An 18,039-nucleotide genomic window follows, 5' to 3' on the forward strand; every position below is an offset into this window, starting at 1 on the left:
GCGCCGAGCGCCTCTGAACGCGAGAGAATGGATCAGACCCCCAGGAGGACCGATGTCGTACAGCGTGGACAAGACCGAAGAAGAGTGGCGCGAGGAGCTCGGCGACGAGCAGTACGCCGTGCTGCGCGAAGCCGCCACCGAGCGCGCCTGGACGGGCGAGCTTCTCGACGAGGGCCGAGCGGGCCTCTACACCTGCGGCGCCTGCGGTGCCGAGCTGTTCAAGAGCGGCACGAAGTTCGACTCCGGATGCGGCTGGCCAAGCTTCTACGAGTCGATCCGCCCTGACGCGGTGCAGCTCATCGAGGACACGACGCTCGGCATGGTGCGCACCGAGGTGCGCTGCGCGAGCTGCGGCTCTCACCTGGGTCACGTCTTCCCCGACGGATTCGGCACGCCCACCGGCGACCGCTACTGCATGAACTCGATCGCCCTGAACTTCACACCCGAAGAGTCGTGAACGCCCTCGAGGCGGTCCGCGCACGGCAGTCCTGGTCGAAGGTGACCGACGACGCGCCGTCGCGCGATGAGCTGCTGACGCTCGTCGCCGCAGCGGGTCGTGTGGCCGATCATTCGTCGCTGCGCCCGTGGCGTCTCATCGAGCTGCGCGGGTCCGACCGCGAGGTGCTCGGCGCGGCGATCGCGAAGGCGGAGGGTGACAAGTCCCCGTCGACCAAGCCTCTTCGCGCTCCGCTGCTGATCGCCGTGGTCGCCAGCTATCGCAAGAGCGACAAGGTTCCCCGGTGGGAGCAGGAGGCGGTCGCGTCAGGCGTCGCCCACATGCTCAGCCTGCTGCTCGACGAGGCCGGCTGGGGCGTGCTGTGGCGCACCGGACGGTACACGCGCTCGAAGGCCATCGCGAAGGCTCACGGCATCGGCAAGAACGAAGAGCTGCTCGGCTGGCTGTATGTCGGCGGCAAGCCGCAGGGCAAGAAGCCGGGCCGCCGCAAGCCGGTCGACGCCCGGGCACTCGTGACGCGGATGCCGCAGCCGAAGAAGAAGTAGGGCGCTCAGCTGCGTCGACGCCGCGGGAGTGCGACGACCACGGATGCCACGGCGACGATCACCATGCCGACGATCTGCCAGAGCGCCGGCCCCGCGGCCGCGGGCCAGATGAGGTCGATGATCACCGACGTGGCGAGCTGACCGAGCACCGAGCCGAGGCCCATCAGCAGCACGCCGGTATGCGCGACGATGAAGGCGCCGAGCAGGATGTACGCCGCGCCGAGGAATCCTCCGAGGTACAGCCACGGCTCGGTCGGCAGCGCATCGGGCGCTCCTCGCACGGCGATGCTGATGCCCGCTGCGGCCAGCAGCGCGACGGTGCCGGCGATGAAGCTCATGAAGGTGGCCGCGAGGGGCGACCTCACGCGCTGAGCCAGCCTACCGTTGGTCGCCGCCTGCCAGGCGATGCCGACACCCGCGGCGAACGGCAGCAGCAGCATCCAGAGCGGGGCGGTGGCCAGCACGTCCCCGCTCAGGGAGATGCCCACTGCGGCGAGCGCGAACGCGCCGCCCAGCACGCGTCCCGGCGTGATCGCGACGACTCCCGCCGGGCCGAACCCGATCCTGTCGAGGACGAGGCCGTGCAGCGTCTGTCCCGCCACCACGCCGACCGTGAACAGCGAGACGCCGAGCACGCCGGCGGTGATCCCCTGGGTCGATACGGTGAGTGCGCCGCAGGCGCCGCCGAGCAGCATCCAGAACGGGATGGTCCGATCGCGGATGCCGCTGCGCAGTCGTCCGACGCCTCGACGAGCCGAGGGAAGGCAGACGATCACGATCGCCAGGGCTGCGAGTCCCACGGAGAACGAGATGAGACCGGCCGCGATGCCGTTGTCGATCTCGACGCCCAGCACCCCGTTGATCCGCGCCTGGACAGCCGTCATGACGCCGATCGCGACCGCTCCGCCGAGCGCGAGGGGCGGGGAGAGACGACGAACCTGGGTCACCCGTCGACCCTAGCCGAGCGAGGATCCTCCTCCCGCAGCGTGCACGATGTCCGTGGCCGGGCGTACCCTGACGGCATGTGCGCGAGCTACGGACTTGACCCCCGGTTCACCGACACCGAACTACTCGCAGCGGCCGACGAGGCCGTGCTCGACGGGCTCCGGGAGTGGGCTGAGCAGAATGCCCGCGAGACCGTTCGCCCCACCGGCAAGAACCTCCGCAATCTCAATCCGATCGTGGTCCAGCCCGACACCGCTCCGACGCTCGAGCCGGCGTGGTGGGGATTCCTCATCAACGGGGAGCCGTCGAAGTTCCCGTCGATCAACACCCGCTCCGAGCGGCTGCAGGAGCGCCCCGGCGGATTGAAGAGTCGCGCGCTCGTCCCTGCGACCAGCTGGTACGAGATGAAGAAGCCCGAGCGCGTGTGGCACGAGTTCCTCGTCGACGAGGGGGCCCTCTTCGGGATGGCGGCGGTCACCCAGAGAGGTCGCACCGCCGACGGCGAGTCCTTCATCTGCTACTCGATCGTGATGCGCCCGGCTCCTCCGCACCTCGCGGACGTGCACGACCGGATGCCGCTGCTGATCCCCGCGTCCCTGAGTGAGGAGTGGCTCACCGCCGAGCCCACGAAGGACATCATCGACGAGGCGCTGCTCGCCGCTGCGACGCTCGACGAGCGCGTGCACGCCGCGCCGCGCGCGAGCGACAAGGGCGCGGATCGGCTGTTCTGAGCTCATGGATTCGACGGATCTCGTCGCCACCGCGGCGGAGCGTGCAGAGGAGCTGCCGGGCGCGGCGCGGGAGAACCCGTTCGGTCCCGAGTGGGACGTGTACAAGGTGCGCGGACGCGTGTTCCTGCTGATCCCTCTCGACCAGACCGGGAGGGTCACGCTCAAGTCGCATCCCGACGACTCGGTCGCATTGCGCGAGACCTTCGCCGACATCGTCCCGGGGTACCACATGAACAAGAAGCACTGGATCACCCTGATGCCGGGGCCGTCACTCGACGAGGAAATCGTGTCCGAGCTGGTCACGGAGTCGTACCGTCTGGTGGTCGAGAAGCTCCCACGCGCCCAGCGGCCCGTGGATCCCGACCTGTTCGGGCGCCCCTCGTCCTGACGATTCCGCACCGGCCATCCACCGTGAGGATGACCCGCTGCCTCCGGGGAACGGTACCCAGGGAGGACGCGCGGGCTGCGGCGCCGTCGATAGCGTCGTAGACATGATCACAGCAGAAGGCCTCACGAAGAGATTCGGAGACAAGACAGCCGTCCAGGACGTGTCGTTCACGGTCAAGCCGGGCACGGTCACCGGGTTCCTCGGTCCGAACGGCGCGGGAAAATCCACCACGATGCGCATGATCGTCGGCCTCGACCGGCCGACGTCCGGCATCGCGACCGTCGCCGGCCGGGAGTACCGGAAGCTTCGCGCCCCGCTCACCGAGGTGGGGGTGCTTCTCGACGCGAAGGCGGTGCACACCGGCCGCACCGCTCGCAATCATCTGCGTGCGATGGCGGCGACCCACGGCATCCCCGCGTCGCGCGTCGACGAGGTCATCGACCTGGCGGGCATCGCGCCCGTCGCCCGCAAGCGCGCCGGGAAGTTCTCACTCGGCATGGGGCAGCGGCTCGGAATCGCCTCGGCCCTGCTCGGGGATCCGCACACGCTGATCCTCGATGAGCCTGTCAACGGCCTCGACCCCGAGGGGGTGCGATGGGTGCGCCAGTTCGTGCGCCACGCGGCCTCCGAGGGACGCACGGTCCTGCTGTCCAGCCACCTGATGAGCGAGATGGCGCAGACCGCCGATCACGTGATCGTGATGGGCCGAGGCAGAGTGCTCGCCGACGCTCCGCTCGAAGAGCTCGTCCGCGCCTGGACGACGAACACCGTGCGCGTCCGCACGCCCCGCGCTGCGGATCTGGCCACAGCGGTCGGCGGCCCGTCGGTCGAGATCGTGAGCTCGGCTCCCGATCTTCTCGACATCGTCGGCCTGCCGGCCTCCCGCATCGGCGACCTCGCCGCTCGCCACGGCATCCCCCTGCACGAGCTCACCCCGACCACCGGGTCGCTCGAAGACGCCTATCTGGCGCTCACCGGCGACTCGGTCGAGTACCGCACGAAGGAGATCTCATGACCGTCCAGGCTCCTGCCCGCACGCGCCAGCACGTCGACACCGGACACCGCCTCACGTTCGTGCGCGCGATCCGCGGCGAGTGGATCAAGCTCTCCACCCTTCGCTCCACCTGGTGGTCCATCGGCATCGCCGCAGTGCTCACCGTCGGCATCGCGGTGCTCATCGCTCAGGCGATCGACCTGCCGGGCTTCGACCCCATCCAGGCCGTGGTCATGCCGATCCAGTTCACGATGCTGCTCGCGGGCATCCTCGGTGCGATCTCCGTGACGGGTGAGTACTCGACCGGAATGATCCGCTCGACGCTGGCAGCCAACCCGAAGCGCGGCTCCGTGCTCGCCGCCAAGGCCGTCGTGATCGCGGTCTTCCTGTTCGTGTCGTCTCTGGTGATCTTCTCAGCCGCAGCTGTCGCCGTCTCCGCGGTCGTCGCGTCGCGCGATCAGAGCATCGACTGGTCCGATCCGGCGGCATCGCTCCTTCCGATCGTCGTGTCGTCGCTTGCCATGTCCGTCTTCGCTCTCATCGGCGTCGCATTCGGCTTCATCCTGCGCTCGGGCGCCGGGGCCATCGCCGCGACCGTCGGCCTGCTGTTCGTCCTGCCGATCGTCGCGAGCTTCTTCACGATCGCCGGCGACGCGTGGACGTGGCTCCTCGAGACCGCGAACTACCTGCCGGTCGCCGCCGCTCAGAGTGCGATCCTTCCCGAGGGAGCCGCCCTCGAGGGCCCGGTCGCGTATCTCACGCTGGCCGGCTGGGTGGCTGCGGGCATGCTCGCCGCGTGGGGCGTGCTCCGCACCCGCGACGCGTGACCGAGAGCCGACCGATGACCGATCCGCGTAGAGTCGGCCGGTGACCACCCCGATCAGCCGCAGCACCTCAGTCCGCGAGGACGAGGGGCTGCGGCTGCCGCGTCCCCCCGGCGTCCTGCGCCGTTTCTGGGCGCGGCATCCGGTGGTCGCCGACGTCGTCATCACGATCCTGTGCCTGCTCCTCTCGCTCGTTCCCGCTGGTGCGATCACCCGCGATCTTCCGATGCCCCTCGCCATCGGCGTGGCGATCCTGGTCCCCGCCGCGGTGCTCGGCACGTGCGCGACTCTGCTCTGGCGGCGCAGGCACCCGCTGGTGCCGTTCGTGGCATCTTTCGCACTCGAAGCCCTGTTCCTCTTCGCGCTTCAGCCGATCGGCGCTCCTGTCCTGCTGGTCAGCTGCTACTCGCTCGCCGTGTACCGCTCGTCGCGGGCGGCGTGGACCGGCTTCGGCATCGCGATCGCATCGCTCGCAGCGCTCGCCGGTGCGCTCACCCTCACCGGCGTCATCACTCTGCAGATCGCCGCGAACGCCGTCGTGATGTCGCTGGTCCTCGGACTCATCGGCACCTTGATCGGTGTGAATGTCGGAGGACGCAAACGCTACCTGGCTGCGGTGATCGACCGCTCCCGCCAGCTGCTCGTGGAACGCGATCAGCAGGCCCAGCTGGCCGCAGCAGGCGAACGCGCCCGCATCGCCCGCGAGATGCACGACATCGTCTCGCACTCGCTCACGGTGATCGTCGCCCTGTCCGAAGGCGCAGCCGCGACACCGGATCCCGTGCAGGCGCGAACGGCGGCGTCCTCCGCCGCCGAGACGGCTCGCAGCGCGCTCACCGAGATGCGCGCGATGCTCGGAGTCCTCCGCGCCGATGATTCGCCACTCCCCCTGGCACCTCTCGAGCCGACGCCACCGCAGGAGACGGTCGCAGTGGCGCAGCGCGCCGGTTTTCCGGTGACGCTCTCCGTCACAGGCACCGCCTCGATCTCCACCGCTCTGTCGCATGCGCTCGGCCGCATCGTGCAGGAAGGCGTCACGAACGCCATGAGGCACGCGCCGATGGCGACGTCGATCGGGGTCAGACTGATCTACGCCTCGGATTCGGTGATCGTCGAGATCGTCAACGACGGCGTCTCCGGCCCTGTCGGCACGACCGGGTTCGGCCTGCGCGGGCTCGTGGAACGTGCCGCGCACTCGGGCGGCACGATCACCTCTGAACCCGTCGAACGCGGTCGGTGGATGCTGCGCGCCGAGCTGCCTGTGTCGCCCGCCGATCCTGCTGACCTCGAACCGAAGGATGCACCATGACCGAGCCGATCAGGCTTCTCCTCGTCGACGATCAGGCTCTCATCCGCGTCGGCTTCCGGATGGTGCTCGACGCCGAGGCCGACATGGTCGTGGTCGGCGAGGCCGCGGACGGGCATGACGCGATCGTCCAGGCGTCCGGACTCCGTCCCGACCTCGTGCTGATGGACATCCGGATGCCGGGGCTCGACGGGATCGCGGCGACCGCGGCCATCGTCCGCGAGAATCCCGACACCCGTGTTCTGGTGCTCACGACGTTCGATCTCGACGAGTACGCCTTCGGCGCGATCCGCGCCGGCGCGAGCGGATTCCTCCTGAAGGACGCGCAGAGGCACGAGATGATCTCGGCGATCCGAGCCATCCACCGCGGTGACGCGGCCCTCTCACCGCGGGTCACGCGGATGCTGCTGGAGCATGTGACCCCGACGCTCGGCGCGACACCTGCAGCGTCCGCCACTGTGACCGAGGACCTGACGGCAGACCTCACCGACCGCGAGCGCGACGTCTTCGTCGAGATCGCGCGCGGCCTCACGAACGCGGAGATCGCTCAGGCGCTGTTCGTCAGCGAATCCACCGTGAAGACGCATGTCGGCAGGATCCTGTCGAAGCTGGGATCCCGCGACCGCATCCACCTGGTCATCCTGGCTCACAGGATGGGTCTGGTCGACGGCGGCCTGTCCTCGGGCTCTTAGCAAGGGCGGAGGACAGGCCGACAGCCTCAGGCCTTCGCCGGTGTCCACTCGGAGACGCGGTTCAGCGTCTCGATCTCGTCCTCGCGCAGTTCCAATCGCGCTCCGGCGAGAAGGTCAGGAACCTGCTCGACCGTCCGAGCACTCGCGATCGGGGCGGCGACCGTCGGCTGAGCACGCAGCCACGCCAACGAGGTCGCCGCGATCGAGGCGCCGTGGGCGTCGCCGATCTCCTCGAGAGCGTCGATGATGCGCAGCCCCGCCTCCGTCGCGTATTTGGCCGCACCGGAGGCGCGCGGCGAGGTCTGACCCTCGACGGCCTTCGAACGGTACTTGCCGGTGAGGAATCCGCTCGCGAGCGAGTAGTAGGGCACCAGGCTCAGACCGAACTCCTGCGCCACCGGGATGATCGTCTCCTCGACGTCGTTGCGGTGAACGAGGTTGTAGTGGGGCTGCACGGCGACGGGCGACGCCGATCCCGTGCGACGGGCGATCTCCACCCACTCACGGATGCGCTGCGCCGTGTAGTTCGACACCGCGACGTTGCGTACGAGGCCGTCTGAGACGAGCTCGCCGAATGCGGTGACCGTCTCCTCCAGCGGCACGGTCTCATCGTCGAAGTGCGCGTAGTAGAGATCGATGGCGTCGACGCCCAGTCGGGCGAGCGATGCCTCGGCGGCCCTGCGCACGTTCGACGCCGACAGCCCGGAGAACTCCGGGTGCTGGCTCACCTTGGTCGCCACGATGACGCCTTCGGGCTTGCGTGACGCGAGCCACTCACCGATGATCGTCTCGCTCTCGCCGCCCGAGTTGCCCGGCACCCACGAGCTGTACCCGTCTGCGGTGTCGATGAAATCGCCACCACCCGCCACGAAGGCGTCGAGCACGGCGAAGGAGGCATCACGGTCGGCCGTCCAGCCGAACACGTTGCCTCCGAGCGAGAGCGGGAAGACGTCTAGGTCACTGTTTCCGATACGAGTCATACCGGGGAGAACGTGTGCTCTGCTCGCACTATTTCCCGTGTGACGATCTGTGTCGTCGAGGGAGGCGCGGATGCGATCCGCTGGACGGTGCCGACTACAGGACTCGAACCTGCAACCCCCGTTTGAAGGATGCGCTGTCCATGCTTGTACTTTCCTGGACTCTCCCCGCGAATCCATGCGGTCGGTACAACCATGTACAGGTTGGTACGCCTTGAAAACCACGACTAAACCATGGATACGGCGAGCGGAAGCGAGGCTTCACGCTGCGGTCCTACGCGCCCGCTCCGCAGCGCGAGCCGCCATCTGATCACGGACGCGCCGGGCGGTGATCGCGTCCGCGGCGATCCCCTCAGCCGAGCTGGCGGCACGCTTGAGCAGCACGAAGTATCTGATCGGGGTGATGCCGAGCTCGCGGCGGATGCGCTCGGCTCGGGTCGGCGTGTGGTGCGGGTTGGCGGCTTCGAAAGCGAGGATGTCAGCAGGCGTCACGGTTCCGATCATCCCTCCAACCACCGACGTCGGCACGGCGACGTAGACTCATCATCTCGGCCGGAGGAAGGACACCCGGCCATGCCTCGAAGGCTCTCCCCCGACGTGATGCTCAGCATCGAACTCGACGCCATCTGCTCACCCAACAGGTACACCAGCGACCCGGGCCCTGTGATCGCCGAGCTCTACGCGACTGCCGGCGACCGGCTCGATATCCTCACCGAGTCCGTCGGCCTCTGGGTCGGGTTCTTCGAAGAGGCCCACATCATCACCCTGTGCACCGCACTGCGCGAGCTGCCCGGACTCGAGCCGTGGATCGCGATCGGCGCGAACCGCCGCGCGCAGCCCGACCACCGGACGCCGACCGCGCACGCAGGTGCGTCGTGGCCAGAACGCGGCAGGTGACCCGTTCGCTACAGTTGGCCTAATGAGGGGATACGCGGAACGCTTCGACTTCGGCAAGCAGACCATCAGGGGCTGGGTGTACGACGAAGAGGCGGAAGACAACCGGGATGTGCGCGTGGTCGCGACCTTCGACGGCGAGATCGTCGGGGAAACGAGACCGAGCGCAACTCGTAACGACCTGCAGAAGATCACGACCCAAGATGCTTGGTTCTCCCTCGAGTGCTCCCGAGCCTTCACCGCTCTCGATGTCGTATCCGGACGGTTCCAGGTCAAGGCTCTGAGTGATGGTCGAGAAGCAGCTCTGAGCCTCGGAGCCGACGGTCTAGCCACTCTGAAGAAGACCGCCGTCGAAGAACTGAATGGTGAGTCGTCGTCGTCGACGACCCTCTGGTCTTCGGAAGAGCGGAACGCGGTGAAGCACCAGGTCGAGGCGGGCAACCTGTCCCCCATGCTCATGCCGGCCGGGTTGCCGTCGATGGATGGGTCAGCGGTCATCGGTCTGCGCGGGCATCTCTTCCTCACCGAGGGCAACAACTCCCTGCTGTCGCTGTACGCCGAGCCTGTCGACGATGCACTCATGTCGCGAGTTGACCGGTGGATGGATGTGCTCGCCCAGCGAGGAGAAGGCTGCGAGGCACGTGGGACGCGCTTCGTGCAGACCATCATCCCGGAGAAGCTGACCGTCCTGCGCGACGATGCCCCTGTCGACATTGAGGGTCCGAGCCCCGTGCTCCAAGAGATCGAGAGCAGGCTGCGCGACGCCGACTTCTACGTCAGCGGCCTCTCCCCCTTCGAGCAGTGGAGCGACGTCGACGATCCATTCCTGATGGCGGACACGCACTTCTCAGCCGTCGGCGCTCAGCGAATGTTCTCCGCCCTCGCCGCGCAAATCGACCCCCAGCTCGTGCCCATCGTCGACGCCGTTCGCATGTACCAGTTCCGGTATGCAGTCGGTGACCTCACCGGCCGTTTCAAGTTGCCTCTCTACTCACGGATCGTCGAACCGAGCGACGATGAACTTGCCGCCTACGCGGACGGCATCACGATGATCGAGAACCACTTCCCTGCCGATGGCGGAATGAGGGGCCGGCGTTTCAGGTGGACCAACAGCACCGCGCCGAGCCCGCTCAAGGTGCTCATCTTCGGCAACTCCTTCTTCGGAACCGGTGACTTCGCCGGATACCTCTCCTGGTGGGGAAAGCACCTCTTCAGCGAATTCCACTTCCACTGGGGGCCCGACTTCGACTGGGATCTAGTCGATCAGTTGAAGCCTGACGTAGTCGTGGGGCAGACGGTCGAGAGATTCCTCAACAGAGTCGCCGCGATCTAACGCACCACAACGACGAAAGACCCCCACCCGGCCCGAAGGCTAGGTGGGGGTCTTCTGTGTCCGTGCAGGGCTCAGCGAAGATCGCGGCGCAGAAGCGCGCGCGGAGTCGGCACGTTCGGCACGGTCACCGCGAGGCCGAACAGGCTCGACAGGTAGAGGTAGCCGGCGGTGATCGGGGTCGTGATCTCGGTGATGTCGAACGCGGCCGTCGCGCCGTCGACGACAACTGCCGTGCCGAGGATGATGCCAGCGGCGCCGAGGACGATGCCAGCGGCCTTGCGGACGGTGGGGTTCTGGACGACGACGTTCGGCGTCTGTGTGGGCGTGCTCATGGTGACCTCCTAGGTCTTGGGGTTGAGGGGTTGAGTGGGCCAGTCGTCGCCGACCATGTGGCCGAGGAGGAGTGGGACGCCGGAACCGAGCCGAGGCCCGCCGATGATCGGCGACGTCGGCGGCCGCGCGCGAGCGAGTTGCTCGACACCACGGACATGATCATCGGCACCGGCGTCCGCACCGGTGAGCTGCTCGCGCTGCAGTGGGACCAGCTCGACCTCGACGCGAAGCTCGCCACGATCCGGCGCACGATCGCGCAGGACCGCGACGGGAAGTTCTTCGTCCAGGGGTTCACGAAGACGGACGCGGGTTATCGCGAGCTCGAGCTTCCCGATCATCTCGTCGACATGCTGATGCGTCGGCGCGTGGCGTCCTACTCGGAGTTCGTCTTCGCGTCCAGCGTGGGGACGTTCCGTCACCCGAACAACTATCGGACCTCCTGGCGCGACGCGCTGCGCGACACGGACTGGAAGGGCACGACGCCGAAGAGCTTCCGCAAGACCGTCGCGACCGTGCTGCGCGATGAGCTCGGCGTCGAAGCGGCGAAGGATCAGCTCGGCCACGAGTCCGAGCGCACGACGCTAAAGCACTACGCCGACGAGGTGCACCGTAGCCCGGCTGCCGGACTTGTTCTGTCGAAACTGTTCGTCTGAAAACCATGAGTAAACAACGAACCGCCTCGATTCCGAAACGGAAGCGGGGCGGTTTTCTTCGCTATGAACTGGGATTTCTTGTGCCGACTACAGGACTTGAACCTGCAACCCCCGTATTACAAGTACGGTGCGCTACCAATTGCGCCAAGTCGGCGGACACCCCCCAGCTTAGCGATGGGCGGCGGGCACCGACGAACTACGGCGCCGGGGTCTCCGAGGGTGCGGGCTCCGTGGTCTCGGTCGGCGCGGGAGTGGGAGTCTCGGTGGCGTAGTACGCGTCACTTGCGACCGTGAGCACGAACTGGGAGAACTCGCTCGGGTCGTCGAGGGCGCCGACGTAGGCCTCGCCGTTCACGACGATCATGGGCGCGGCAGTGAGCACGAGGTCGTCCGAACCGACGAGCGGGCCCTCCAGCGCACGGGACGTGGCTTCCTTCGCCCAGGTGACGTAGTCCTGATCCTCGATGCACGACCGGACGCTCTTGACGTTGTCCGAGCCGACCGCGCCGGCGATGTCGGCCAGCTGAGAATCGGAGAAGCCGTCGGTGTTCACCTCGGGCTGGTCATCGAGCAGGTCGTGGTTGAACGCGTAGAACTGTGCCGGCGAGTGCGTCGCGACACAGGCCGCGGCCGCCGCCGAACGCAGGGAGTACTTGGTGCCGTTCGAGCTCGCGGTGAGCAGCGCGACCGGGTGGTAGGTGACCGTCGCCGCACCCTCCGAGATCCAGTTGACGAGCTGGCGCGCGTTGGCGCGCTCGAATTCACCGGCATCCGGCGACAGGTAGTCGACGTAGATGTGGATGTCGACCGTGCTCGACGTGGTGGGCTCCGGGGTCGGCGTCGTCTCGCCACCCGCCTCGGTCTCCTCCGGGCTCGGAGGCGCGACCGTCTCGTCGGACATCGCGGACGCGCTGATGTCGGAGACGAGGATGCCGTCGTCGTTCATCCCGCCCGGGGTGAGCTGCGGCTTCGAGACCTGTGCAGAGACGGCGAGCGTGATCGCGGTGCCGATGGCGCCGACGGCGACGACGGCGATCGCCCCGAGGATGATTCGTCGCATCACGCGCGCCCTCGACTGCTGGGCATGCACCTTCTGTGCCTTCTCCCGCACGACCTCACGCGAATTGCGAGGGCTGGGGACGTTCGGCGTCTCGTCGCTCGACATCGTTCCTCTAGACAGTCTCAGGGGGGCAGGGTGGCCCCGGACGCCACTCGGGCGGCGAACGCCGCGTTAAGCGGCCGAGATCGATGTTAACCAGCCAGGCTGAGAAATACCCAGATGCACGGGCATCTGCCATACTGATCCCGACCCGATGAGGGGTCACGGCGGATCGCTCCGCCGCTCTATCACTACGGATCGTCCGGCACGTACCTGCCGGTGAAGGAGAAACACAATGGCATCTGTGACTTTCGACGAGGCCACCCGCCTCTACCCCGGCGGAACCCGCCCGGCTGTCGACAAGCTCAACCTCGAGGTCGCTGACGGCGAGTTCCTCGTTCTCGTCGGCCCCTCCGGCTGCGGAAAGTCCACCTCGCTGCGTATGCTCGCCGGCCTCGAAGAGGTCAACGCCGGCCGCATCCTCATCGGTGACCGCGACGTCACCGACGTGCCGCCGAAGGACCGCGACATCGCGATGGTGTTCCAGAACTACGCGCTGTACCCGCACATGACGGTCGCCGAGAACATGGGCTTCGCGCTCAAGATCGCCGGCGTCGGCAAGGAAGAGCGCGCCAGCCGCGTGCTCGAGGCCGCGAAGCTGCTCGACCTCGAGGAGTACCTGACCCGCAAGCCGAAGGCCCTCTCGGGTGGTCAGCGTCAGCGTGTCGCGATGGGTCGCGCGATCGTCCGTCAGCCCCAGGTCTTCCTCATGGACGAGCCGCTGTCGAACCTCGACGCCAAGCTCCGCGTCCAGACGCGCACGCAGATCGCGTCGCTGCAGCGCCGCCTCGGCGTCACGACGGTCTACGTCACGCACGACCAGACCGAGGCTCTGACCATGGGCGACCGCATCGCCGTGCTGAAGGACGGACTCCTCCAGCAGGTCGGTTCGCCGCGTGACCTGTACGAGAAGCCCGAGAACGTCTTCGTCGCCGGCTTCATCGGCTCGCCCGCGATGAACCTGTTCAGCGCAGACCTGGCAGACGGCGGCGTGCGCTTCGGCACCGAGGTCGTCCCGCTCGACCGCGACACCGTGGGCCGCGCCAACGGCTCGCAGGTCACCGTCGGCGTCCGCCCCGAGGACATCACCGTCGGCCCCGCCGACGGCAAGGGCCTCTCGGTCGTCGTCGACCTCGTCGAGGAGCTCGGCGCTGACGGCTACCTCTACGGTCACACCGAGATCAACGGCAAGCGCGCCGACCTGGTCGCACGTGTCGACGGTCGCAGCCACCCCAACGCCGGTGAGACCGTCACCCTCGCGGCGAACGCGGGCCACGTGCACGCGTTCGACATCGAGTCGGGCGTTCGTCTGAACGACAAGCCGATCGTCTCCGCCTGATCGGACCCACTGACGCGGCGCGGGCTGACTTCGGTCGCCCGCGCCGCTTCTTTCTTTTCCGCCCCGACCCACTGGAGAGACATGCAGGATGCGCTGCGGATCACGGCGAGCTCGATCGACCCGGCCCTGCTCGCCCTCCCCTGGTCGACCCCCCTCGGCAAGTGGCCGTCCGAGCAGATCGTGTCGCTTCCCAAGGGGCTGTCACGGCATCTGGTGCGCTTCGCCGACCTCTCGGGCAAGGTCGTCGCGGTCAAAGAGACGACCGATGAGATGGCGAGGCGCGAGTACGAGATGCTCGGCAACCTGGCCAGGCTCGATGTGCCCTGCGTCGACCGCGTCGCCGTGATCGCGGGGCGATCGGATGCCGCCGGCGAGCCGCTCCCCGCCGCGCTCGTCACCTCGCACCTGCGCTTCTCCATGCCGTATCGCGCCCTCTTCACCCGGGTGCTGCGCCCCGACACGGCGAATCGTCTGGTCGACGCCCTCGCGGTGCTCCTGGTGCGCTTGCACAACGTCGGCTTCTACTGGGGCGACGTCTCGCTCTCGAACACGCTCTTCCGCCGGGACGCCGGCGCTTTCGCGGCCTACCTCGTCGACGCCGAGACCGGTGAACTGCACGAGGAGGGGCTCACCGACGGGCAGCGCCTCTACGACCTCGACCTCGCCCGCACCAACATCGCCGGGGAGATCATGGACCTCGCGGCCGGCGGACGGCTCGAGCACGGCGTCGACGCGGTCGCGATCGCCGACGGCATCGTCTCGTCTTACCACTCGCTGTGGGCGGAGCTGACGGTGCAGGAGTCCTTCGCCGCGGCGGAGACCTGGCGCATCACGGAGCGCGTCGAACGCCTCAACGCCCTCGGATTCGACATCGACGAGATGTCGATGTCGACGACCTCCGACGGCACGGTCGTCGAGATCCAGCCGAAGGTGGTGGATGCCGGACACCACCAGCGCCGCCTGATCCGCCTCACGGGCCTGGACGTCGAGGAGAACCAGGCCCGCCGCCTGCTCAACGATCTCGACGAGTTCCGTGCCCGTTCGACCAAGCAGTGGGTCGACGAGGAGATGTACGCGCACGAATGGCTGACCCGCGTGTTCGAGCCCGTGGTGCGTGCGATCCCCTGGGAGCTGCGCGCCAAGCTCGAACCCGCAGAGGTGTTCCACCAGGTGCTCGAGCACCGGTGGTATCTCTCTCAGGCGCAGGGACGCTCAGTCCCGCTCGCCGAGGTCCTCACGAGCTACATCAACGAGGTGCTGCGCCACCGCCGCGACGAGGCGACCATCATGGGCCCGCCCACCGAGACGATGAGCCTGCCCGTCATCACAGGCACGCACTCCGTCGCCGATGACGACGACGAGGTCGACTGGCGCGACCTCGTCTGAGGTCAGTACCCGACCGTGAAGCGTCCGCGACGGTGCGCCGGGCGCTCGATCTCGTCGACCACCGCGACCGCGAAGTCCGCCCCTGAGATGAAGGACTTGCCCTCGGCGTCACGCACGAGCACATCTCCACCATCGCGATAGTGACCGGTGCGCTCACCTTCGGCCCAGGGTCCGAAGACCTCGGCCGGGTGGATGAAGAACCAGTCCAGCGACCGGTCCGTGCTCTGGAGCAGTGCGAGCGAGTCGATGCCGACCTGTGCCTCGTGCTTGTACTCCTCAGGGAAGTCGAGGTCGAAGAGGCGCGGGCCCTCCGGGGCGACCAGGCTTCCACCGGCGCCGCCGACCACGCCGAGACGGGTGCTCGTATCGGCGAGCTCCGCGATGACGTTCGTCAGCGCCTCGAGCACGCGGTCCGCCATGTCGCCACGCGGCGAGAGGGCCGAGACGACGGCATCCGCTCCGTCGAAGGCGTTCGCGAGCGACGAGGCGTCCAGCGCCGAGCCCTGCACGTACGAGGCGCCGTCGACAGCATCGGTCGGCGTGCTGCGTGAGATCGCGATCACGTCATGGCCGCGGCTCACCGCCTCGGACACGATGTGGCGTCCGGCGTAGCCGGTTCCTCCGAGCACGACGATCCGAGCCATGACTTCTCCCCTACTTCTTCGCGTTGCGGATGGACGACACCTGGTAGAGCGCGACCGAGGTCGCGATGCCGGCGTTGAGCGATTCGGTCACGGCCGAGATCGGGATCGACACGATCTGATCGCAGGTCTCGGCGACCAGACGCGAGAGGCCCTTGCCCTCTGAACCGGTCACGATCACGACGGGGCGGTCGGCCAGCTGGAGCTCGGGCAGCAGCACGTCGCCGTCGCCGTCGAGGCCGAGCACGAACACGCCCTGCTTCTTGAACTCCTTGAGCTGCGTGGTGAGGTTGGTCGCCAGCGCGACCGGCACGCGTGCCGCAGCACCGGCACTCGTCTTCCAGGCTGCCGAGTTCACACCGGCCGAACGACGCTGCGGCAGGATGATGCCGTGTCCGCCGAACGCACCGGTCGAGCGGATGATCGCGCCGAGGTTGCGGGGGTCGGTGATGCCGTCGAGGGCGACGAACAGCGGGACCTCGCCCTTGTCGATGACGGCCTCGAGGAGGTCCTGCGGGTGCGCGTACTCGTATGGCGGCACCTTGACGGCGACGCCCTGGTGGACTCCGTCGAAGCCGGCCATGCGGTCGAGCTCCTGACGCGTGACCTCGAGCACCGGGATTCCGCGGTGGGTGGCGATCGACAGCATCTCCTTGACGCGGTCGTCCATCTCGACGCGCTGCGCGATGTAGAACGCCGACGCGGGGATCTTCGCCCGAAGAGCCTCGAGCACCGAGTTGCGGCCGGTGACGACCTCGACCTCAGTGGTGTTGTCCTTCGCGCGGGCCGAGCGGTTCGGGTTGCCGCCGGACGTCTGACGCTGCCCCGGCTTGCCCTTTCCGCCCGATGCCGCATAGCGCTCGGCCGCGGCCTTGCGCTTGCCGGCCGGGTGCCAGGCGCGGTCCTCCGCCTTCGGGGTCGGTCCGCGGCCCTCGAGGGACTTGCGTCCGAGTCCGCCGGTGCCCTTGGTGGGGCCCTTCTTCTTGCCGTTGCTTGCGCCGGGGCGCTGTGGCTTAGCCATCGATACTCCAATGAGTTCCGGCCGGAGAGTCCTCCAGCGTGATTCCTGCCGCGGCGATCGCATCACGGATGCGATCGGCCGCCGCCCAGTCCTTGTCAGCGCGCGCCTGCGCGCGCTGGGTGATCATCGTCTGCACGAGCGCGTCGAGAGCAGAGGCCTGCGCATCGCCCGTCGACGCGACACCCACGCGCTCGAATCCGAGGACGTCGAGCATCGCGAGCACCTCGCTCCTCGCCGTCCCGGCGCCGTCGGCATCACCGGCGTCGAGCGCCGCATTGCCCGCGCGCACGGTGTCGTGCAGGACTCCGAGCGCCTGTGGGATGCCGAGGTCGTCATCCATCGCGGTGGCGAAGGCCTCGGGCAGCGGCGTGCGCTCCCCCCAGCCGAAGGTCTTCGGAAGCATGCGTTCAGCGCGCTCGACGAACGTGCGGATGCGGCCGAGTGCCGCCTCTGCCTCGGTCCACGACGACTCCGAGAGGTCGAGGCTCGAGCGATAGTGCGCGGCGGCGAGTGCGTAGCGCACCACCTGCGGATCCCGCTCCGAGAGCACGTCGCTCGCCAGGGTGAAGTTGCCCAGAGACTTCGACATCTTCTGTCCGCCGACCGTCACGAGGCCGTTGTGCACCCAGTAGCGTGCGAAGCCGTCTCCGGCCGCGGTCGACTGGGCGAGCTCGTTCTCATGATGGGGGAAGCGCAGGTCGAGGCCTCCGCCGTGGATGTCGAACTCTGATCCGAGGTAGCGCTTGGACATCGCCGAGCATTCGATGTGCCAGCCGGGGCGACCTGCGCCCCAGGGCGACTGCCACACGGCATCCGCCTGCTCGTCGGGCTTGGCCCCCTTCCACAGCGCGAAGTCCTGCGGGTTGCGCTTGCCGCGAGGGTCGGCATCCTCCGCCGCCTCCATCGCGTCGACCGACTGGTTCGTCAGCGACCCGTACTCCGTCCACGAGCGGACGTCGAAGTAGACGTCTCCGGAACCGTCCGGTGCAGGGTAGGCGTGGCCGCGCTCGATGAGGATCGCGATCAGCTCCTGCATCTGCGGGACGGACGCCGTCGCGCGCGGCTCATAAGTCGGGGACAGGATGCCGATGCCGGCATACGCTGCGGTGAACTCCTGCTCCATGCGGTATGCGAGCGCCCACCACGGCTCGACGTCTGTCGCGTTGACGAGCACCTTGTCGTCGATGTCGGTGACGTTGCGCACGAACGTGACGCGGCCGTAGCGGTGAGTCAGCCAGCGCCGCAGGAGGTCGAAGCTCAGCGCCGCTCGGACGTGACCGATGTGAGGGCCGGACTGCACGGTGGCTCCACAGACGTACATCGTGATGTTCTCGGGATCGAGAGGCACGAAGTCGCGCAGCTGCTGTGCGCGGGTGTCGTAGAGGCGGAGAGTCACCGCACAAGCTTACCGGGCGGCGCAA

At 67.9% G+C, this 18,039-nt stretch carries 21 protein-coding genes and 1 tRNA gene; 13 read left to right on the forward strand and 9 right to left on the reverse strand.

Going from position 1 to position 18,039, the window contains the following annotated elements:
* Nucleotides 1-52: 52 nt before the first annotated feature.
* Together msrB and AKG07_RS07690 are read left to right on the forward strand one after the other, a co-directional pair.
* Nucleotides 53-457, forward strand: coding sequence for a peptide-methionine (R)-S-oxide reductase MsrB (gene msrB / locus AKG07_RS07685; protein ID WP_053097261.1), 405 nt, complete (start codon nucleotides 53-55; stop codon nucleotides 455-457).
* Nucleotides 454-1,002, forward strand: a complete 549-nt coding sequence (locus AKG07_RS07690) for a nitroreductase family protein (protein ID WP_053097263.1) — start codon at nucleotides 454-456, stop codon at nucleotides 1,000-1,002. Before msrB ends, AKG07_RS07690 begins: the two co-directional genes overlap by 4 nt.
* 5 nt (nucleotides 1,003-1,007) lie before the next feature.
* Here the strand turns inward: AKG07_RS07690 and AKG07_RS07695 are convergent, their stop codons facing one another.
* Nucleotides 1,008-1,949 (reverse strand): DMT family transporter, encoded by a 942-nt coding sequence (locus tag AKG07_RS07695; RefSeq protein ID WP_053097265.1) that lies wholly within the window; start codon nucleotides 1,947-1,949, stop codon nucleotides 1,008-1,010.
* 75 nt (nucleotides 1,950-2,024) lie between these two features.
* Here AKG07_RS07695 and AKG07_RS07700 point away from each other — a divergent pair, with 75 nt between their 5' ends.
* The 6 genes from AKG07_RS07700 (at nucleotide 2,025) to AKG07_RS07725 (ending at nucleotide 6,882) form a co-directional block, all read left to right on the forward strand.
* Nucleotides 2,025-2,678, forward strand: a complete 654-nt coding sequence (locus tag AKG07_RS07700) for an SOS response-associated peptidase family protein (protein ID WP_053097267.1) — start codon at nucleotides 2,025-2,027, stop codon at nucleotides 2,676-2,678.
* Between the two features lie 4 nt (nucleotides 2,679-2,682).
* A complete protein-coding gene (locus AKG07_RS07705; protein ID WP_053097269.1) occupies nucleotides 2,683-3,066 on the forward strand; it encodes an MmcQ/YjbR family DNA-binding protein in 384 nt (127 codons plus the stop codon).
* Between the two features lie 103 nt (nucleotides 3,067-3,169).
* Nucleotides 3,170-4,081 (forward strand): ABC transporter ATP-binding protein, encoded by a 912-nt coding sequence (locus AKG07_RS07710; protein WP_053097271.1) that lies wholly within the window; start codon nucleotides 3,170-3,172, stop codon nucleotides 4,079-4,081.
* Nucleotides 4,078-4,887, forward strand: coding sequence for an ABC transporter permease (locus tag AKG07_RS07715; protein WP_053097273.1), 810 nt, complete (start codon nucleotides 4,078-4,080; stop codon nucleotides 4,885-4,887). The genes AKG07_RS07710 and AKG07_RS07715 overlap by 4 nt, the downstream gene beginning before the upstream one ends.
* A gap of 40 nt (nucleotides 4,888-4,927) precedes the next feature.
* Nucleotides 4,928-6,193 carry a sensor histidine kinase gene (locus AKG07_RS07720; protein WP_053097275.1) on the forward strand — a complete coding sequence of 422 codons (1,266 nt, stop codon included), beginning with the start codon at nucleotides 4,928-4,930 and terminating at the stop codon, nucleotides 6,191-6,193.
* Nucleotides 6,190-6,882, forward strand: a complete 693-nt coding sequence (locus AKG07_RS07725) for a response regulator (RefSeq protein WP_053097277.1) — start codon at nucleotides 6,190-6,192, stop codon at nucleotides 6,880-6,882. Before AKG07_RS07720 ends, AKG07_RS07725 begins: the two co-directional genes overlap by 4 nt.
* Nucleotides 6,883-6,908: 26 nt before the next feature.
* Here AKG07_RS07725 and AKG07_RS07730 read toward each other — a convergent pair whose 3' ends face one another.
* Nucleotides 6,909-7,862: an aldo/keto reductase gene (locus AKG07_RS07730; RefSeq protein ID WP_053097279.1), complete on the reverse strand. Its 954-nt coding sequence runs from the start codon at nucleotides 7,860-7,862 to the stop codon at nucleotides 6,909-6,911.
* 258 nt (nucleotides 7,863-8,120) lie between these two features.
* Nucleotides 8,121-8,363 carry a DUF3263 domain-containing protein gene (locus tag AKG07_RS07735; RefSeq protein WP_053097281.1) on the reverse strand — a complete coding sequence of 81 codons (243 nt, stop codon included), beginning with the start codon at nucleotides 8,361-8,363 and terminating at the stop codon, nucleotides 8,121-8,123.
* 69 nt (nucleotides 8,364-8,432) lie between these two features.
* On the opposite strand from AKG07_RS07735, the gene AKG07_RS07740 reads away from it, so the two are divergent.
* Nucleotides 8,433-8,756, forward strand: a complete 324-nt coding sequence (locus AKG07_RS07740) for a hypothetical protein (protein ID WP_053097283.1) — start codon at nucleotides 8,433-8,435, stop codon at nucleotides 8,754-8,756.
* A gap of 22 nt (nucleotides 8,757-8,778) precedes the next feature.
* Nucleotides 8,779-10,086: a hypothetical protein gene (locus AKG07_RS07745; RefSeq protein ID WP_053097285.1), complete on the forward strand. Its 1,308-nt coding sequence runs from the start codon at nucleotides 8,779-8,781 to the stop codon at nucleotides 10,084-10,086.
* Nucleotides 10,087-10,157: 71 nt separating this feature from the next.
* On the opposite strand, the gene AKG07_RS07750 is transcribed toward AKG07_RS07745, so the two are convergent.
* Entirely contained in the window at nucleotides 10,158-10,418 is a 261-nt protein-coding gene (locus AKG07_RS07750; protein ID WP_053097287.1) for a hypothetical protein, read from the reverse strand.
* Nucleotides 10,419-10,448: 30 nt separating this feature from the next.
* Between AKG07_RS07750 and AKG07_RS07755 the strand changes: the two genes are divergently transcribed.
* The gene (locus AKG07_RS07755; protein ID WP_150115094.1) at nucleotides 10,449-11,072 is read left to right on the forward strand and encodes a site-specific integrase; all 624 of its coding nucleotides are present in this window, start codon (nucleotides 10,449-10,451) and stop codon (nucleotides 11,070-11,072) included.
* An 81-nt stretch (nucleotides 11,073-11,153) separates the two neighbouring features.
* Here AKG07_RS07755 and AKG07_RS07760 read toward each other — a convergent pair.
* Nucleotides 11,154-11,226: transfer RNA gene (locus AKG07_RS07760), tRNA-Thr, on the reverse strand.
* A 42-nt stretch (nucleotides 11,227-11,268) separates the two neighbouring features.
* A complete protein-coding gene (locus tag AKG07_RS07765) occupies nucleotides 11,269-12,237 on the reverse strand; it encodes a DsbA family protein (RefSeq protein ID WP_053097290.1) in 969 nt (322 codons plus the stop codon).
* Nucleotides 12,238-12,466: 229 nt separating this feature from the next.
* On the opposite strand from AKG07_RS07765, the gene AKG07_RS07770 reads away from it, so the two are divergent.
* Both AKG07_RS07770 and AKG07_RS07775 read left to right on the forward strand, forming a co-directional pair.
* Nucleotides 12,467-13,570 carry an ABC transporter ATP-binding protein gene (locus AKG07_RS07770; protein WP_053097292.1) on the forward strand — a complete coding sequence of 368 codons (1,104 nt, stop codon included), beginning with the start codon at nucleotides 12,467-12,469 and terminating at the stop codon, nucleotides 13,568-13,570.
* Between the two features lie 81 nt (nucleotides 13,571-13,651).
* Entirely contained in the window at nucleotides 13,652-14,956 is a 1,305-nt protein-coding gene (locus tag AKG07_RS07775) for a DUF4032 domain-containing protein (RefSeq protein WP_053097294.1), read from the forward strand.
* 2 nt (nucleotides 14,957-14,958) lie between these two features.
* On the opposite strand, the gene AKG07_RS07780 is transcribed toward AKG07_RS07775, so the two are convergent.
* Genes AKG07_RS07780 through cysS form a run of 3 tightly spaced genes read right to left on the reverse strand, consistent with a single transcriptional unit; the run spans nucleotide 14,959 to nucleotide 18,014 of the window.
* Entirely contained in the window at nucleotides 14,959-15,600 is a 642-nt protein-coding gene (locus AKG07_RS07780) for an NAD(P)-dependent oxidoreductase (RefSeq protein WP_053097296.1), read from the reverse strand.
* Nucleotides 15,601-15,610: 10 nt separating this feature from the next.
* A complete protein-coding gene (gene rlmB / locus AKG07_RS07785) occupies nucleotides 15,611-16,618 on the reverse strand; it encodes a 23S rRNA (guanosine(2251)-2'-O)-methyltransferase RlmB (protein WP_053097298.1) in 1,008 nt (335 codons plus the stop codon).
* On the reverse strand, nucleotides 16,611-18,014 hold the full coding sequence (gene cysS, locus AKG07_RS07790) for a cysteine--tRNA ligase (protein WP_053097300.1): 1,404 nt from the start codon (nucleotides 18,012-18,014) through the stop codon (nucleotides 16,611-16,613). Before cysS ends, rlmB begins: the two co-directional genes overlap by 8 nt.
* Nucleotides 18,015-18,039: the final 25 nt, after the last annotated feature.

Source organism: Microbacterium sp. CGR1, from assembly GCF_001266755.1.
Lineage (GTDB): Bacteria > Actinomycetota > Actinomycetes > Actinomycetales > Microbacteriaceae > Microbacterium.

Excerpts from the sequence above, each read along its gene's own strand:
- AKG07_RS07750 (WP_053097287.1), bottom strand. The coding sequence starts at position 10,418 with ATGAGCACGCCCACACAGACGCCGAACGTCGTCGTCCAGAACCCCACC.
- msrB (WP_053097261.1), top strand. The coding sequence starts at position 53 with ATGTCGTACAGCGTGGACAAGACCGAAGAAGAGTGGCGCGAGGAGCTC.
- AKG07_RS07715 (WP_053097273.1), top strand. The coding sequence starts at position 4,078 with ATGACCGTCCAGGCTCCTGCCCGCACGCGCCAGCACGTCGACACCGGA.
- AKG07_RS07700 (WP_053097267.1), top strand. The coding sequence starts at position 2,025 with ATGTGCGCGAGCTACGGACTTGACCCCCGGTTCACCGACACCGAACTA.
- rlmB (WP_053097298.1), bottom strand. The coding sequence starts at position 16,618 with ATGGCTAAGCCACAGCGCCCCGGCGCAAGCAACGGCAAGAAGAAGGGC.
- AKG07_RS07710 (WP_053097271.1), top strand. The coding sequence starts at position 3,170 with ATGATCACAGCAGAAGGCCTCACGAAGAGATTCGGAGACAAGACAGCC.
- AKG07_RS07775 (WP_053097294.1), top strand. The coding sequence starts at position 13,652 with ATGCAGGATGCGCTGCGGATCACGGCGAGCTCGATCGACCCGGCCCTG.
- AKG07_RS07770 (WP_053097292.1), top strand. The coding sequence starts at position 12,467 with ATGGCATCTGTGACTTTCGACGAGGCCACCCGCCTCTACCCCGGCGGA.
- AKG07_RS07745 (WP_053097285.1), top strand. The coding sequence starts at position 8,779 with ATGAGGGGATACGCGGAACGCTTCGACTTCGGCAAGCAGACCATCAGG.
- AKG07_RS07765 (WP_053097290.1), bottom strand. The coding sequence starts at position 12,237 with ATGTCGAGCGACGAGACGCCGAACGTCCCCAGCCCTCGCAATTCGCGT.
- AKG07_RS07780 (WP_053097296.1), bottom strand. The coding sequence starts at position 15,600 with ATGGCTCGGATCGTCGTGCTCGGAGGAACCGGCTACGCCGGACGCCAC.
- AKG07_RS07730 (WP_053097279.1), bottom strand. The coding sequence starts at position 7,862 with ATGACTCGTATCGGAAACAGTGACCTAGACGTCTTCCCGCTCTCGCTC.
- AKG07_RS07705 (WP_053097269.1), top strand. The coding sequence starts at position 2,683 with ATGGATTCGACGGATCTCGTCGCCACCGCGGCGGAGCGTGCAGAGGAG.
- AKG07_RS07735 (WP_053097281.1), bottom strand. The coding sequence starts at position 8,363 with ATGATCGGAACCGTGACGCCTGCTGACATCCTCGCTTTCGAAGCCGCC.
- AKG07_RS07725 (WP_053097277.1), top strand. The coding sequence starts at position 6,190 with ATGACCGAGCCGATCAGGCTTCTCCTCGTCGACGATCAGGCTCTCATC.
- AKG07_RS07740 (WP_053097283.1), top strand. The coding sequence starts at position 8,433 with ATGCCTCGAAGGCTCTCCCCCGACGTGATGCTCAGCATCGAACTCGAC.